The sequence below is a fragment of the Burkholderia sp. 9120 genome, from assembly GCF_000745015.1.
Taxonomy (GTDB): domain Bacteria; phylum Pseudomonadota; class Gammaproteobacteria; order Burkholderiales; family Burkholderiaceae; genus Paraburkholderia.
In genome coordinates this window covers 632,226-646,392 of record NZ_JQNA01000002.1, presented here as the reverse complement: position 1 = coordinate 646,392, position 14,167 = coordinate 632,226, and the positions used below count along the sequence as shown (strand labels likewise).

15 protein-coding genes are annotated in these 14,167 nt (G+C 64.8%); 8 read left to right on the top strand and 7 right to left on the bottom strand.

The features are described 5' to 3' along the window. Positions 1–4: 4 nt before the first annotated feature. Positions 5–733 carry a DUF2968 domain-containing protein gene (locus FA94_RS11185; protein WP_035550835.1) on the top strand — a complete coding sequence of 243 codons (729 nt, stop codon included), beginning with the start codon at positions 5–7 and terminating at the stop codon, positions 731–733. A 214-nt stretch (positions 734–947) separates the two neighbouring features. Here the strand turns inward: FA94_RS11185 and FA94_RS11180 are convergent, their stop codons facing one another. Next, positions 948–1,136 carry a hypothetical protein gene (locus tag FA94_RS11180; protein WP_035550832.1) on the bottom strand — a complete coding sequence of 63 codons (189 nt, stop codon included), beginning with the start codon at positions 1,134–1,136 and terminating at the stop codon, positions 948–950. Between the two features lie 353 nt (positions 1,137–1,489). Here FA94_RS11180 and FA94_RS11175 point away from each other — a divergent pair, with 353 nt between their 5' ends. Continuing rightward, positions 1,490–1,717 carry a hypothetical protein gene (locus tag FA94_RS11175; protein ID WP_035550827.1) on the top strand — a complete coding sequence of 76 codons (228 nt, stop codon included), beginning with the start codon at positions 1,490–1,492 and terminating at the stop codon, positions 1,715–1,717. Between the two features lie 20 nt (positions 1,718–1,737). Here the strand turns inward: FA94_RS11175 and hfq are convergent, their stop codons facing one another. Further along, complete coding sequence (hfq, locus tag FA94_RS11170) at positions 1,738–2,277, bottom strand: RNA chaperone Hfq (RefSeq protein WP_035550824.1); 540 nt, start codon at positions 2,275–2,277, stop codon at positions 1,738–1,740. A gap of 348 nt (positions 2,278–2,625) precedes the next feature. Between hfq and FA94_RS39115 the strand changes: the two genes are divergently transcribed. The 6 genes from FA94_RS39115 to FA94_RS11145 all read left to right on the top strand — a co-directional run bounded on the left by FA94_RS39115 (position 2,626) and on the right by FA94_RS11145 (position 7,281). Then, entirely contained in the window at positions 2,626–2,766 is a 141-nt protein-coding gene (locus FA94_RS39115; protein ID WP_176058015.1) for a hypothetical protein, read from the top strand. Between the two features lie 139 nt (positions 2,767–2,905). Continuing rightward, positions 2,906–3,436: an RNA polymerase sigma factor gene (locus FA94_RS11165; protein WP_035550821.1), complete on the top strand. Its 531-nt coding sequence runs from the start codon at positions 2,906–2,908 to the stop codon at positions 3,434–3,436. Continuing rightward, complete coding sequence (locus FA94_RS11160) at positions 3,436–4,407, top strand: anti-sigma factor (protein WP_035550817.1); 972 nt, start codon at positions 3,436–3,438, stop codon at positions 4,405–4,407. The genes FA94_RS11165 and FA94_RS11160 overlap by 1 nt, the downstream gene beginning before the upstream one ends. 320 nt (positions 4,408–4,727) lie before the next feature. Then, positions 4,728–5,201: a hypothetical protein gene (locus FA94_RS11155; protein WP_035550814.1), complete on the top strand. Its 474-nt coding sequence runs from the start codon at positions 4,728–4,730 to the stop codon at positions 5,199–5,201. 33 nt (positions 5,202–5,234) lie between these two features. Beyond that, entirely contained in the window at positions 5,235–6,812 is a 1,578-nt protein-coding gene (locus tag FA94_RS11150; RefSeq protein ID WP_035550810.1) for an FAD-binding oxidoreductase, read from the top strand. A 43-nt stretch (positions 6,813–6,855) separates the two neighbouring features. After that, entirely contained in the window at positions 6,856–7,281 is a 426-nt protein-coding gene (locus FA94_RS11145; RefSeq protein ID WP_035550807.1) for a hypothetical protein, read from the top strand. On the opposite strand, the gene FA94_RS11140 is transcribed toward FA94_RS11145, so the two are convergent. The 5 genes from FA94_RS11140 to FA94_RS11120 all read right to left on the bottom strand — a co-directional run bounded on the left by FA94_RS11140 (position 7,278) and on the right by FA94_RS11120 (position 13,995). Then, entirely contained in the window at positions 7,278–8,267 is a 990-nt protein-coding gene (locus FA94_RS11140; protein ID WP_035550805.1) for a DUF1571 domain-containing protein, read from the bottom strand. The two genes, FA94_RS11145 and FA94_RS11140, sit on opposite strands and share 4 nt — an antisense overlap. Positions 8,268–8,308: 41 nt before the next feature. Continuing rightward, on the bottom strand, positions 8,309–10,108 hold the full coding sequence (locus FA94_RS11135; RefSeq protein ID WP_035550802.1) for an AMP-binding protein: 1,800 nt from the start codon (positions 10,106–10,108) through the stop codon (positions 8,309–8,311). 149 nt (positions 10,109–10,257) lie between these two features. Next, a complete protein-coding gene (locus FA94_RS11130) occupies positions 10,258–11,559 on the bottom strand; it encodes an acetyl-CoA C-acetyltransferase (RefSeq protein ID WP_035550799.1) in 1,302 nt (433 codons plus the stop codon). A 37-nt stretch (positions 11,560–11,596) separates the two neighbouring features. Next, positions 11,597–12,568, bottom strand: coding sequence for a MaoC/PaaZ C-terminal domain-containing protein (locus FA94_RS11125; protein ID WP_035550797.1), 972 nt, complete (start codon positions 12,566–12,568; stop codon positions 11,597–11,599). A gap of 2 nt (positions 12,569–12,570) precedes the next feature. Further along, positions 12,571–13,995: a 3-oxoacyl-ACP reductase gene (locus tag FA94_RS11120; protein ID WP_035550794.1), complete on the bottom strand. Its 1,425-nt coding sequence runs from the start codon at positions 13,993–13,995 to the stop codon at positions 12,571–12,573. Between the last annotated feature and the right edge of the window lie 172 nt (positions 13,996–14,167).

The window sequence follows — 14,167 nt, the reverse complement described above, 5'->3', positions numbered from 1 at the left end:
TTACATGGACCACAAGTCGAAACTACGACAGATCACCCTGGCCGCTTTCATCGCGTTGGGGGCCGTGCAAGGCGTCTATGCGCAGGCTTTGCCGGACAGCAGCGCAAGCGCTGGCGGCGGTGCTGGCGTCGTTTCCCAGCCGGCCACGACGACCGCGTTGCCGGCCACTACGCAAGCCGGAGCGGCCCAGACCACCGCTTTGACGCCGGACGAGGCGAAGCAATCCGCCGCGGGGAATGTCGCGGAATTGCAGCAGATGATCCACGGTGCGGATCTGGCGGAATTGCGCACCACGTACAACGGCAGCTACGGGGCGAGCCTGCTGTTTTATGGCAAGGAGATGACGTACTACGTGGCGTTGTTCCAACAGAAGAATTTCTGGCGCGTCATCAAGACGCAGGACGCCACGCGGGCCGACATGATCTATAAGGATTTCGTGCGCCAGACGATGCAACTGTCCGACGTCGAAATTCGCCGCACGCAGCTCGAAGCGCAGAAAGCCTTCACGGAGCGCATGATCGCGCTGTCGCAAGATCGCGCGAATCGTCTGCAGGCCGATCTCGACGTCGCGCGTCAGCAGCAGAGCATCGTGGCGAGCCAGCAGCAACAGAGCCGTGCCGAAGCATCGGCGCTGGCACAGCAGAAGGCTGCCGCGCAAGACCAGTTGCGCGCCGCGCAACGCCAGGTGCGCGATCTGCAGCGTCAACTGGAAAGCGGCTTGCCGTCGCACTGAGTGCGATGGTTTGAAGGCCTCGCGGACCGGTAATGCAGTGTGAATGGCGCTGCGTGGTTTGCTTGAGGATGGGGCGGGTTGACCGCCTTATCGTTGTCTTCGAGCCGTTATCCATACAGACATAATCAGGCGGCTTGCGGGCCGCCTGATTCATTGTGGGTCGCCTTCGGCATCGGCATCGCCCTCGGCAGCCGCGCGCTGCGGCGGCGTATCGCTAATGCCGCTTCTTTCCCTGCGAAGACGTTTCTTTTTCCGACGAGCGATGCGGATCGGTCGTGTCGACGGCGATCGGGTCGCTGGCGGGAAAGCTTTCGTCGAGCGCCTCGTCGAGGCGGCTGTCGTCGGACTCCACGGGCGGTTCTGCTTGCGCGGGATGAGCCGCGGGGTGCTTCTTGCTGGTCATGACAGGCTCCATTCGAAGAGAGGCGGTTCCCCAGCATAGCGCATGGCGGCCGTCGACGAGCATCGGCCGAACGGCCTAAGGCGTCGCACACGGCATGCATGCCCGTTCAATCGCGGCACGCAAAAAAGCACTCGCCGAAATCGACGCCAAACAACACTTCAAATCATCCGGCATCAACTCGTTTTCCGTGTGTCGCTGTCCGGCATAAACGGCAAGCAAGGGGCCGCGACATTCACCGGCCGCGTGGGCCGGCGCTCACACCCTGTCGCACGACGTGAACCGGCAGTGTCCAATTCGGCAGGGACGCAGGCTGACACCCGCGGACCCTCGCGAATCACCAGGCAGCGAATAACATGGACCGGAAAAAAACCGCGAGCGGGCCGCGCTTCAACGCGTTGCACGTCGTGGAAGCAGAACTGGAACATCTGGATTGGGCCACGCGGCAACCGGCGCTACGCATGCTGGACGCCGGTTATTGGCGCCGCCGCGTGATGGCGGTCAAGAGTGGATTCGAACTGACAGAGCAGCAGCTAGTGCGTCTGGAGAAAATCTTGATGCGGCTCGGCCATCCTACGGAATAGCCGAGCGCCGAAGCGGCTGCTTACTCGCTGCCGCCGTTGTTGCCGTTACCACCATTGCCGCCATTACCACTGTTGCCGCTATGACCGCCATGATTGCCGCCGCCGTGGCTGCCGCCGTCGCCACCGCCCGTGCCGAACAGACGCCGGCGGCGCGTGACGACCACGGGGCCGTCTGACGTGCTGCCGCTGCTGCGGTCGGGTGCGGGACGGTCGGATGACGGTGCGCCATACGACTCGCGGGGTTCACGCGGTTCGCGCGGCTCGCGATGGTCACGCGGTTCACGCGAGCCGTGCGGACCCCGCGTGGTGTGCTCGCCATGTGACGGGCGCCCCGTGCGCGGCGCCGGACGTGTGCCGGTGTCGAGCTGGATCGTCGAGATCGCGCGCTTGTAGATGCCTTGCAGGCCGACAGGCGTGCGCAGCATCACCAGGTACTGATCGAACGACTCGATGCACCCCGTCAGGCGAATGCCGTTGACGAGATAAATCTCGACGCGCTTTCGTTCTTTGCGCGCTGCGTTCATGAAGTCGTTTTGCGGGTGCGATTCTGCGGAAGCCATGGACAATTCAGGTTAGAAAAACGGTTGTTCGCCGCGATTCTACCCTGTGTGGGGGCGGAACGCGTCGACGGGCGAACTGGCTTCACTATAACGGCTTGTGCGCACATAAGCATCCGTTAACGCCTGGCTGTAACGTTGCGTTACGAATCTGCCGATGAATGGCGCATTGTTCCGCCATGCCCGCGCGTTCGGGGCGTCGATGGCGGAAAAAAGATAGCGCGTGACGACGCCGCGAACGGAATAAATCGTCGCTCGTCTGCGTTATGACAGGAAGGGCAGCGACGCATTGTGCGCGAGGCCGACTGGATGCCAGGCTGACGCATGTCGCCGGCAGTGAGGAGACTCAACATGAAATCGTCCCGCGTTCTTTCCGCCATCTTCGTGGTGCTCGCGCTTGCGCTAGGTTCGCTCGCGACGAGCGCCTGTACCTCGGCGACCGACACCGGTGCGTCGAGCAGCAGCGGCAACGGCAGCAGCGGCGGGTATTGATGCAACGAGTGCCACAAGTGCAACGAGCGTTGCAAGTATTGCAAGTGCCCCCGAACCTGCCATGTCGCGCGAGTTCCTCCGGGCGGAGCCCGTCCAACCTGGCGCGGCCCGGCATTTTCCTGGGAGCGTCGCTGACTGGATGAACTTCGAAGCGGAAGTGATCTCCTGGCTGCCGCAGTTGCGTCGCTACGCGCGCGCACTGACGGGCGACAGCGCATGGGCCGACGACCTCGTGCAGGATACGGCGGAGCGTGCGCTCGCCCGTTGGACCGCGTTCCGTCCGAACAGCAATCTGCGCGCGTGGCTTCTCACGATTTTGCGGCATCTGTATATCGATCAGCTGCGCGGGCGCCGCGAGATTACCGTCGACGACGACAGCGCGCCGTGGCGTACTCTCGAAGCGCCGCAGGGCGAGGTGGACGGTCTGGTACTGCGCGATTTGCAGCGCGCGTTGTACTGCCTGCCGCTCGAGCAGCGTGAGGTGTTGTTGCTGGTTGGGGTGGAGGAACTGTCTTATCAGGAAGCGTCGCGTGCGCTCGGCGTGCCGGTCGGCACGGTGATGTCGCGGCTCTCGCGTGCGCGTGAGCATTTGCGCGTGTTGTTGACGGAAGGGCCGGCGCAGGAGTCGGCGCGCAAAACTCCGCCGTTGAAAGTGGTGAGAAATCCGTGATGAATAACGACGACCACGAAGCCGGCTTGCCCGACGGGCTCGATCTGCGAGCGCTGTCGGCATGGGTCGACGATGAATTGCCGGCCGCCGAACGCGCCGCGCTCGAAGCGAAACTCGAGCAGCATCCGCAGGCCGCCGCACGGGTCGCGGCGTGGCGCGCGCAGAAGGCCGCGCTGCGGGTGCTGTGCGGTGCGCCGCTGCGGGGTGAATATGACGCGCGCGGCGAACGTAGCGACCGCGCCGAACAGGGTGAGCGTAGCGAGCATGGGGACCGCGCTGACCGCGACCGCGACCGCGACCGCGACCGCGACCGCGACCGCGACCGCGACCGCGACCGCCGCGAATATAACGGTCATGCCAACGCTACACCGGAACCGACTTTCATCGTCGTGCGTCGTGCGGCGCCATGGTGGCAACGCGTTGGTATCGCGGCATGCTGGCTCGTCGCCGGTGCGGGCATCGCGCTGGCTTTGGGGCCGCTCGCACCGCGCCTGACAGGCGGCGCGTGGGGCGGTCTGGGCGGCCAGCCGCCGAGCTTCGCCGAGCGGGCGGATGTCGCCTATGCGGTGTACACGCCGGAGCGGCGTCATCCGGTGGAAGTGGCCGCGAGCGACGAAGAGCATCTGATCAACTGGCTCTCCAAACGCCTGAACCGGCCGTTGTCGGTGCCGTCGTTGCAGGAGTACGGTTATTCGCTCGTGGGTGGGCGTCTATTGCCCGGCGAAGCGGGGCCGGCCGCGCAGTTCATGTACGAGAACGCCGGCGGCGCGCGGCTCACGCTGTACGTGACCGGCACCGCGCGCGACGAAACCGTGTTCCGCCTGTTCCGCGACGGCAACCGTCGCACCTTCTACTGGATCAGCGACGGCATGGGCTACGCATTGTCTGGGCCGATCGCGGAGGGCAAGCTGCGCTCCATTGCCGTCGACGTATGCAGCGCGCTCGGCGGCAAACCGGAGACGTGGCAGTGACTTTGCAACCCGCCGTGCCCGCGCACCGCGTGTTGCGATGAGTCTTGCGACAGGCTATGAACGATAAAAAACGCGCCGTTCCCAGACCGGCCATTTGAGCTGCAACACGTGGTAACAGAAACACGTCGCGCTTCGTGCGACCGGCCGGAATAGCTTCGCGCGACGCTTCGTTTACTCGTTGCTGGATCCTGCAAGCGCATGCCCCGATACATGCATGCGCGTCTTTATCGCAAGGTTTCGGGCAAGGCAAACCGACGGGGTCTTTACGGTGTCGATGCGTCCTTCGCGTCGCAACGCCGACGCGTCGAGGCAGCGACATCATGCTCACCTTTCATCAGTTCGGCACGAGGCTCGGTTCCGGCGTAGCCTGTCTGTGTCTCACTGCGCTTTGCGCCGCGCCGGCCGGCGCACAAACGGACGCGGACGCGCCGTTGGCCGATACGTCGACATGCCGGTTCGTCGTGGGTCAGGCGGAAATCGACGGCGTCATTCAGCAGGTTAGCGGACGCGCGTGTCTGCAACCGGACGGTAGTTGGCAGATCGTTCAGGACGACGCCGGGGCGCTCGCGCCGGCCTATTACTACGATCCTTGGTACTGGGGGCCGCCGGTGGTGTTCGGGGTCGGCGTGTCGGTTATTTTCGTCGACCGTTTTCATCATTTTCATCACATGGATCATGTCCGCTATGTGCGTGGATCGTATGGCGTGGGTGGTCGCGGCGGCTGGCACGGCGGGTCGTCCGTGCATGTGTGGGGCGGTGGCGCGCACATGGGGGGTGGCGGCATGCATCGCTAGCGCGCGGCGGCTATCGCCCGCGAGGGAGACCTCTTGACCCGTAGCCTGCCGCCGGAAGTCTCCGCCGCGCAGTTCGATCGTGCGCTTGCCGGTTGGCGGGCGATCGTCGGCGAGCCGCACGTGGTGACGTCGGCGGCGGGACTCGCCGCGTATCTCGATCCGTTCGCGCCCGGCGAGACCGCCGCGTTTTCGGCAAGCGCGGCGCTGCTGCCGGCCTCCGTCGATGAAATCCGCGCCGTGCTACGGATTGCCAACGAATTCCGCATTCCATTGTGGACGGTCTCGACCGGCCGCAACTTCGCGTATGGCGGCGCGGCACCGCGTTTGTCCGGATCGGTCGTGCTCGATCTGCAGCGGATGAACCGCATCATCGAAGTGAACGAGACGCTCGCCTACGCGCTGGTCGAACCGGGCGTGAGTTACTTCGATCTGTACGCGCATTTGCGCGACAAGGGTTACCGGCTATGGGTCGATCCGCCCGCAGCCGGTTGGGGCAGTGTGGTCGGCAATACGCTCGAACGCGGCTTCGGCTACACCGACTACGGCGATCACGCGGCAACGCAGTGCGGCATGGAAGTGGTGCTTGCCAACGGCGACGTGTTGCGCACGGGCATGGGCGGGATCGATATCGGCACCGCATGGCAGTTGTATCGGTCGGGCTACGGGCCGTCGTTCGACGCGATGTTCATGCAGTCGAATTACGGCATCGTCACGAAGCTCGGCGTCTGGCTGATGCCCGCACCGCCCGCGTATCTGCTCGGCGAAATCCAGTTTCAGCACGAAACGGATCTCGATACGATCGTGGAAATCTTGCGGCCATTACGGCTCGACGACACGATCCGCAACAACGCGGTGATCGAAGGCGGGTTGCGTCGCGCAGCGGGACTGTCGGCGCGCTCGCGGTGGTACGAAGGCACGGGCGCCATGCCCGAGAGTGCGGTGACGGCCATGCTGGAGAAGCTGAACGTCGGTCGCTGGAATCTGCATTTCGCGCTCTACGGCACGCCGGAATTGATCGACGCGCGCTACGCGATCGTGCAGCGCGCGTTCGCTCGCGTGCCGCAGGCGAAGTTTTCCGCCACGCGCTATACAGGCGATGCGCAACCCGTAGCGGGCGGCGACCGCAACCTCGCCGGCATTCCGGCGATGAGCGCGTTTCGCATGCTCGACTGGCGCGGCGGCGCGGGCGCGCACGTGGACTTCGCGCCGGTGTGTCCGGCGAGCGGGCGCGACGCGTTGCGTCAATACATGATGATCAAGACGCGCGCCGCGGAATACGGCTTCGATTACTACGGCGGATTTACGGCGGGCGTGCGTCATCTGCATCACATTTTTGCAGCGATTTTCGATCGCGACGACGCGAACCAGCTTGAGCAGGCCGGCGCGTTGCTGCGCTCGCTAATGAGCGATGCGCGTGCGGCGGGATACGGTCAATATCGCACGCATCTCGCGTATATGGATTTTGCCGCCGCGCAGTATGGATTCAACGACGGCGCGTTGTTGCGGTTATCGGAAACGATCAAGGATGCGCTCGATCCGAACGGGATTCTCGCGCCGGGTAAGCAGGGAATCTGGCCGGAGAAATGGCGGGATCGGCGGGGATATACGTGAGCGCGTTGGGCACGTACGCGACTCGCGGCGACAGGATCAGGCAATGGATCGACGCACTTTCATGATGAGCGGCGCGTGGTTGTCGAGTGCGGCGTGGCCGTTGCTTGCGGATGCCGACGGGCGCCTCGACACGCTGGCGATTGTCGACACCACGTTGACGCACGGTCCCGCATTCGCCGACTACGCGAGCCGTCTGAAGCTTCCGCTCTTCGAAGCGAACGACGACGTCGGCACGCTCTGGTACACGACGCTCGCGCCGCTTCTCGATCGAACTTCGTTGAGGATGCAACTGTCGTTGATCGGCCTCACGCGGGCTTCCGATTATTTCGTTCTCAAGCAACTCGCCACACGCGCAGGGTATCGGTGCGGGCGGTGCGAGCGGTGCGACGCACACGGCGGAAAAATCAACGCATCAACCTCGCCGTTTGCCCCTGTCGCCTTCGTCTTCACCGCCCACCCTCAACGCTAAAACTTATACGCCTTGTTCTTCGGATCGAAGGTCGAATCGTCGAAGGTTTTCGGCGTGATGGTGTCGAACACGATCTTCTCGAAGAGCTTGCCGTCGTTGTTATACGACTCGACGGTGCGGAAATACGGATGCCGCAGATCGAGCCCGAGCGTTTCCTTCTTCGCGTAGAACTGCGGCTGGCCGGTCGGCGTTTCGAAAGTGAAAGCGACCACGCGCACGCCGTCGATCGTTTGGACCTCCACCTGGGTCGAGCGCGGCAGGCCGGCCTCGACATATTTCTTGCCTTCCGACAAGTACTGAGCGGCAATATACTCGGTGCCGAGATCGCGCACCTGGTGATTCGATTGCGCACGAGCCAGCGCGCCGTTCAGCGAGGTCCACAACGGCATCACATTCATGATGCCGCCGAGATGCCCGTACATTTCATCGGTGCGTTTGGATTCGTCGTAGATGATTTCCTGGCCCGCGTGCGCGCCGTCGGGCAGCCACTTCGCGTAGATCCGCAGCGGGTCGTGCGCGAGACGCACCAGCATGTGATCGGGCTTGTCGGGCCACTGGCCGTGAATGCGTTCCGAACGTGACATCGTGAACTCGTACGACGGGTAGCCGTTCGGTCCTTCCTTGATATAGCGCGGCAAGGTCAGCGGATCGAGCGACTGGAACAGCGCGACAAGTTGCGCGTCGTCGAGCTTTTCGAGCGCACCGCTCTGTTGCGCGGCGCGCAGCCATTTGACCTGCTGGTCCAGCGTGAGCTTGCCGACCTGAGACGACGGCGTGGTCGGTGCCTTGACGCTGGAGGCGGTATCGAGCGGCGGCGGGGTGTCGTCGTTTTGCGCGAACGCGGACGGCGCGGCGAGACTGAAGGCCAGCGCCGCCAACGCGCCGGCCAACGTTGCACGCGACGACGCCGTGCGCGATGCGCGGCGCCCGACAAGACCCATGACCGCCGACAGGCGGCGCGAGCGTGCGGACAGGCGGTGCTTCATGAATCTCTCCGAAAAGTAAGCGACGCAAAGCGCCTTGCCTGTCAGGCAGCCTTTTGCTTCGCGAGTTCCTCGTCGCGCAGCGCGCGGCGCAGAATCTTGCCGACGTTGGTTTGCGGCAACTCGTCGCGGAACTCGACGAGCTTCGGCACTTTGTAGCCCGTCAGATTCTTGCGGCAATGGGCGATCACCTGTTCCGCGGTCAGCGAAGGGTTGCGCTTGACGATGAACACCTTCACGCGCTCGCCCTGGGCTTCGTCGGGCACGCCGATTGCGGCCACCTCGCGCACATCCGGATGCGCGGCGATCACGTCTTCGATTTCATTCGGATAGACGTTGAAGCCCGACACCAGGATCATGTCCTTCTTGCGGTCGATCAGGCGAATGAAGCCGCGCGAGTCCATCACGCCGATGTCGCCGGTAGCGAGCCAGCCTTCGTCGTCGATCACCTTGGCGGTTTCGTCCGGGCGATTCCAGTAGCCTTTCATCACCTGCGGTCCCTTCACGCACAATTCGCCCGCTTCGCCGATGCCGGCCCAACTGCCGTCGTCTTTCTTGAAGCGCACCTGGGTGGACGGCGCGGGCAGACCGATCGAGCCTTCGAAGTCGCGCATGTTGCTCAGATCGACCGGATTCATCGAGACGATCGGCGAGCATTCGGTGAGGCCATAGCCTTCGATGATCGGCTTGCCGGTGACGGCCTTGAAACGCTCGGCCACCGACTTCTGCGTCGCCATGCCGCCGGCCATCGCGAGTTTCAGGTTCGAGAAGTCGCGCTTGCAGAACTCCTCGTTGTCGAGGAACGCGTTGTAGAGCGTATTCACGGCGGTCATGCCGGTGAATTTCTCGTGACGGATGATCATCATCACGCGTTTCATGTCGCGCGGATTGGCGATCAGGATGTTGCGCCCGCCGAGTCCCATGAAAATCAGCGCGTTCACCGTCAGCGAGTAGATGTGATAAAGCGGCAACGGCGTGAGTACGGTTTCGATCTCGCCGGTCAATTGGCCTTCGGACCACGCTTTCGCCTGCAGCAGATTGGCGATGATGTTCTTGTGCGTGAGCATCGCCCCCTTGGCGACGCCGGTGGTGCCGCCGGTGTATTGCAGGAACGCGATGTCGTTGTGCGCGAGACGCACGGGCGTGACCGGCCGCGTGTAACCGGTTGCGAGCGCGCTGAGCAGCGGCACCGCTTGCGGCAGGTTGTAGGCAGGCACCATTTTCTTCACGTGACGCAGCATGAAGTTGAGCACACGTCCCTTCAGATTCAGGCCGTCGGCGAGCAGATCGCCGAGACCCGTCACGATGACGTTCTGGATCTTGGTGCCGGGCAGCGAGTCTTCGACCGTCTTCGCGAAGTTCTCGAACACGATAATCGTGGTCGCGCCGCTGTCCTTCAACTGATGCGAAAGCTCGCGCACGGTGTACAGCGGATTCACATTGACCACCACGCCGCCGGCTTTCAGCACGCCGAACAGCGCCACCGGATACTGGAACGTGTTCGGCAGCATGATCGCGACACGCTCGCCGGGCTTCACGCCGATGCTCTGCAAATATGCGGCGAACGCGGTGGCCTTGCGGCCGAGTTCGCCGTAGGTCAGGTTCGCGCCGACGCTCACATACGCAACCCGCTCGCGGAACTTGGCGACGCACTCGTCGAAGAACTGCGGAATCGATTCGTATTGCCCGACGTCGATGTCATGCGGTACGTCCGACGGGTAGGAGGCGTACCAGATGCCGTCGGTGTTCGGTGCGGTGTGCGTGGCGCTGGTCGCATGCGCGGCATTCACGGCGGCCGACGCTTGATCGGCGGGCGAGAGCGGGGTTTGAGCGGGCTGGGTCATCGGTCGTCTCCAGAAGCGGTGGCTTCATCTGTTTGTGTGCTGGTCGTGCGGCCAGTCATCCGAGCGTGCGTCGAAGCAATCCAAAGCAAAGTTTGCAGCAATCTTTCGTGAAGCAACACTATTAGTTGAGGCGAACGAGGTGCGGCGGATCAACGCTCCAGAATCGCCACCACGCCCTGGCCACCCGCCGCGCAGATTGAGATCAACCCGCGCGCGGTGCCGGCTGGCTTGTCGAGTTGCGCGAGCATTTTCGCGAGACCGGCGACGATGCGCCCGCCGGTCGCCGCGAACGGATGGCCGGTGGCAAGCGAGCTGCCGTTCACGTTCAGCTTCGCGCGGTCGATCGCGCCGAGCGGCCCGGGCAAGCCGAGCTGCGTGCGGCAATATTCGTCATCCTGCCACGCGGTGAGCGTGCACAGCACCTGGGCGGCGAACGCCTCGTGAATTTCGTACAGATCGAAGTCCTGCAGCGTGAGGCCGGCGCGCGCGAGCATGCGCGGCACCGCGTAGGCCGGCGCCATCAGCAGGCCTTCTTTCTTGTCGAAATAGTCGACTGCGGCGGTTTCGGACCAGCTCAGATAGGCGAGCACCGGCAAGCCATGTCGAGCCGCCCAGTCCTCGCTCGCGAGCAGCACGGCGGAGGCGCCGTCGGTGAGCGGCGTCGAATTGCCGGCGGTCAGCGTGCCGGCGTCGCGGTCGAATACCGGCTTCAGGCTCGCGAGTTTTTCGAGCGTGAGGTCGGCGCGCAGATTGTTGTCGCGCGAGAGGCCGCGATACGGCGTCATCAGATCGTTGACGAAACCGCGTGCGTACGCTTCGTTGAGCTTGCGGTGGCTGTCGTACGCGAGCACGTCCTGCGCCTCGCGCGAAATGTTCCAGCGCTTGGCCATCAGCTCGCAATGCTCGCCCATTGACAGGCCGGTGCGCGGCTCGCCGTTGCGCGGCAACAGCGGCTTGAAGAACATGCCGGGCCGCAGTTTGGTCAGCGCGCCGACGCGCTGCCCCGTGCTGCGGCTGCGATTCACTTCGAGCAGGATCTTGCGCATCCGTTCGTTGACGCCGATCGGCGCGTCCGAGGTCGTATCCACGCCGCCCGCGATGCCCACTTCGATCTGCCCCAGCGCGATCTTGTTGGCGACGAGGATCGCCGCTTCGAGTCCGGTGCCGCAGGCCTGCTGCACGTCGTAGGCGGGCGTTTCCTTCGCGAGCGTGGTGGACAGCACCGCTTCGCGCGTCAGGTTGAAGTCGCGCGAATGCTTGATGACGGCGCCCGCCGCGACTTCGCCCAGCCGCTCGCCGTGCAGGTTGTAGCGATCGATCAGGCCTTGCAGCGTGAAGGTCAGCATGTCCTGATTCGACGCGGTCGCGTACGCGGTGTTCGAGCGGGCGAACGGAATCCGGTTGCCCCCGACAATGGCGACGCGGCGCACGGCTGGCTGCGGGTGGGTCATGCTCGGCTCCTTGAGGTTCTTGTTGTGATGCGGCGGCTCATAGCAGTTTCCACTGCATGCGGCCACGCAGATGCGGTTTTTCGCCGCTGATGTCGCGCACTTCGATATCCCGTTCGATCAGCGAAGCCGACGCGCTCCACAATGACGCCTCGCCGGGCAGCAGCATCGGCAATTTGAATTCGGCGCTGAGCGTGCCTTCGGCGAGCGGCTTGGGCGGCTGCAGCGCGGCGGCGGCGCGCGCCAGCGTCCACATGCCGTGCGCGATGGCACGCGGAAAACCGAACGCTTTCGCGGACAGCGCGCTGAGGTGGATCGGGTTGTAGTCGCCGGAGACCTTCGCGTAGTCGCGGCCCAGTTGCGACGGCAACTGCCAGCGCGCGATACGCTGCAGCGCCTCGGGCCCGAGTTCGAGCGGCGCGAGCGCGCTGCCGGTCGCCGGCACGCCGCGTTTCAGATAGACGCTGTCGCCGTCCCACACCGCTTCGCCGCGCCGGTACAGGCGTGTGTGCAGGACGAACGCCTGACCCTTGTCGTGACGCAGCAGCGCGCCGAACTCGACCTCGACGCGCAGCAGGTCTTTATAGGCGAGCGGGCGGCGCAGGCGCACGTGATTAGCCAGATGCACGAGCCCGAGCGCCGGCCACGGAAACGCGGGATCGGTCAGCATCAGCAGATGCAACGGAAACGCGAGTAGATGCGGATAGGTGAGCGGTACGCCGTGCTCGGGGATGAAGCCGCATACACGCGCGTAACGCCAGACCGCGCCTGGATCGAGCGCGACGGCGGGGCGCACGAGGCGCAGCGCCGGCAGTTGCGTGGGCCGGCCGCGCTTGACGATGCCCGACAATGCGCGCGCATAGAGTTTGGCCGGCGCGGGCAGCGGTTCGACCACGACGGTTTTGGGCCGGACCGCGTCGGCCCGGCGCTCGCCGAATGCGCTGGATGCGTCGGATGTACCCGATGCACCGGATGCGCCGCTGTCGTCGAACGGATCACCGGGCTCGGCCATGCTCACGCTCCAATCAGGCTTTGGCCGCACACGCGCACAATCTGGCCGCTGACCCCCGCCGAACCCGGATGCGCGAGCCACGCGATGGTCTGCGCGACGTCGACCGGCTGGCCGCCCTGGCTCATCGAGTTCATGCGGCGGCCGGCTTCGCGAATGGCGAGCGGAATCTTCGCGGTCATCTGCGTTTCGATAAAGCCGGGCGCGACCGCGTTGATCGTGATGCCGCGCGCGCGCAAATGCGGCGCCATGCTCTGCACCCGGCCGATCACGCCGGCCTTCGACGTCGCGTAATTGGTCTGGCCGAGATTGCCGGCAATGCCGCTGATCGACGACACCGCGACGATCCGGCCGCCGTCGCGCAGAATGCCGGCGGCAAGCAGTGCGTCGTCGATCCGTTCCTGCGCGCTGAGGTTGATGTCGATGACGTTTTGCCACGCGGCGTCGGTCATCTTCGCGATGGTTTTGTCTTTCGTGATGCCGGCGTTGTGCACGACGATATCCACGCCCTGTTCGTCGAGCGCGGCGGCGATCTGTGCGGGCGCTTCGGGGGCGGCGATGTCGAACGCGAGCGCGGTGCCGTTCAGTTGACGCAGCGTGGCGTCGAGCGCGTCGCGCGCCGACGGAATGTCGATGCCGATCACGTGCGCGCCTTCGGCCGCCAGCGCGCTCGCAATCGCGGCGCCGATGCCGCGTGCCGCGCCCGTGACGACCGCGCGCCGGCCGGCGAGGGGTTGGGTCCAGTCGAAGTCGGGCGGGGGCAAGGTGGGGCTGGTGGCGGTGCTCACCGTGCCGATCCGCACCACCTGACCCGACACATACGCCGAGCGTGGCGACAGAAAAAATCGCAACGTCGCTTCAATCCCGCTTTCAGCGCCGCGTTCGACATAGACGAGGTTCGACGTGATACCGCGCCGCGCCTCCTTGCCGAGCGAGCGCGTGAGGCCTTCGAGCGCGCGCTGCGCGGTCCACTGACGCGGATTCGCGCAGCTCTCCGGCGGCCGCCCCAGCACGACGATGCGACCGCACTTGCCGAGCGAGCGCAGCGTGTCGTGAAAGAAACCATGCAGGGGTTCAAGCTGGCTGCTGTCTTCAATGCCGCTCGCATCGAACAGCAGCGCGGCAAGCCGACCGTGCGAACCGCCATCCGCGGCTTCGAAGCGGCCGGTCATCAAACCGCGGCGATTCGCGAGCGGCACCCATAGCCCGGCGCTTTCATGCGCGACGCTGGTCACGCCGATGCTCGCCACCAGATTCGCGAGCGCGTCCAGCAGATGCGGTTCGCGGCCCGCGCCGAGCGCCACCATGCCGCTGAATTCGGGCTGGTCCGCGCGATAGCGGTGCAGCACCTCGGGCTTCGGCAAGCCGAGCGAACGCGCGAGGCGCGCGCCGAACGGCGAGTTGACGAAGTTCAGGTATGAGTCGTTCATAGAGTGATTTGCTCCGCTGGCCACGTCCCGTACGAATTCTCCCCGGCGGGCGCCTCGAAGCTTGCCCCGTTAAGGCATGCCTCGTTGAGCGCCACTTCAAGGGGTGCCTCGAAGCCGGCCCCCTTGTGGGACGTCAAACGTGTGTCAGTGTGCACTGAGTTCGGCGCCACGG

What these genes read in the sequence shown, in the direction of transcription:
- FA94_RS11175 (WP_035550827.1), top strand. Translation starts at nt 1,490, where the DNA reads ATGGACCGGAAAAAAACCGCGAGCGGGCCGCGCTTCAACGCGTTGCAC.
- FA94_RS11125 (WP_035550797.1), bottom strand. Translation starts at nt 12,568, where the DNA reads ATGGCCGAGCCCGGTGATCCGTTCGACGACAGCGGCGCATCCGGTGCA.
- FA94_RS11145 (WP_035550807.1), top strand. Translation starts at nt 6,856, where the DNA reads ATGGATCGACGCACTTTCATGATGAGCGGCGCGTGGTTGTCGAGTGCG.
- FA94_RS11160 (WP_035550817.1), top strand. Translation starts at nt 3,436, where the DNA reads ATGAATAACGACGACCACGAAGCCGGCTTGCCCGACGGGCTCGATCTG.
- FA94_RS11165 (WP_035550821.1), top strand. Translation starts at nt 2,906, where the DNA reads ATGAACTTCGAAGCGGAAGTGATCTCCTGGCTGCCGCAGTTGCGTCGC.
- FA94_RS11140 (WP_035550805.1), bottom strand. Translation starts at nt 8,267, where the DNA reads ATGAAGCACCGCCTGTCCGCACGCTCGCGCCGCCTGTCGGCGGTCATG.
- FA94_RS39115 (WP_176058015.1), top strand. Translation starts at nt 2,626, where the DNA reads ATGAAATCGTCCCGCGTTCTTTCCGCCATCTTCGTGGTGCTCGCGCTT.
- FA94_RS11180 (WP_035550832.1), bottom strand. Translation starts at nt 1,136, where the DNA reads ATGACCAGCAAGAAGCACCCCGCGGCTCATCCCGCGCAAGCAGAACCG.
- FA94_RS11130 (WP_035550799.1), bottom strand. Translation starts at nt 11,559, where the DNA reads ATGACCCACCCGCAGCCAGCCGTGCGCCGCGTCGCCATTGTCGGGGGC.
- hfq (WP_035550824.1), bottom strand. Translation starts at nt 2,277, where the DNA reads ATGGCTTCCGCAGAATCGCACCCGCAAAACGACTTCATGAACGCAGCG.
- FA94_RS11135 (WP_035550802.1), bottom strand. Translation starts at nt 10,108, where the DNA reads ATGACCCAGCCCGCTCAAACCCCGCTCTCGCCCGCCGATCAAGCGTCG.
- FA94_RS11185 (WP_035550835.1), top strand. Translation starts at nt 5, where the DNA reads ATGGACCACAAGTCGAAACTACGACAGATCACCCTGGCCGCTTTCATC.
- FA94_RS11155 (WP_035550814.1), top strand. Translation starts at nt 4,728, where the DNA reads ATGCTCACCTTTCATCAGTTCGGCACGAGGCTCGGTTCCGGCGTAGCC.
- FA94_RS11120 (WP_035550794.1), bottom strand. Translation starts at nt 13,995, where the DNA reads ATGAACGACTCATACCTGAACTTCGTCAACTCGCCGTTCGGCGCGCGC.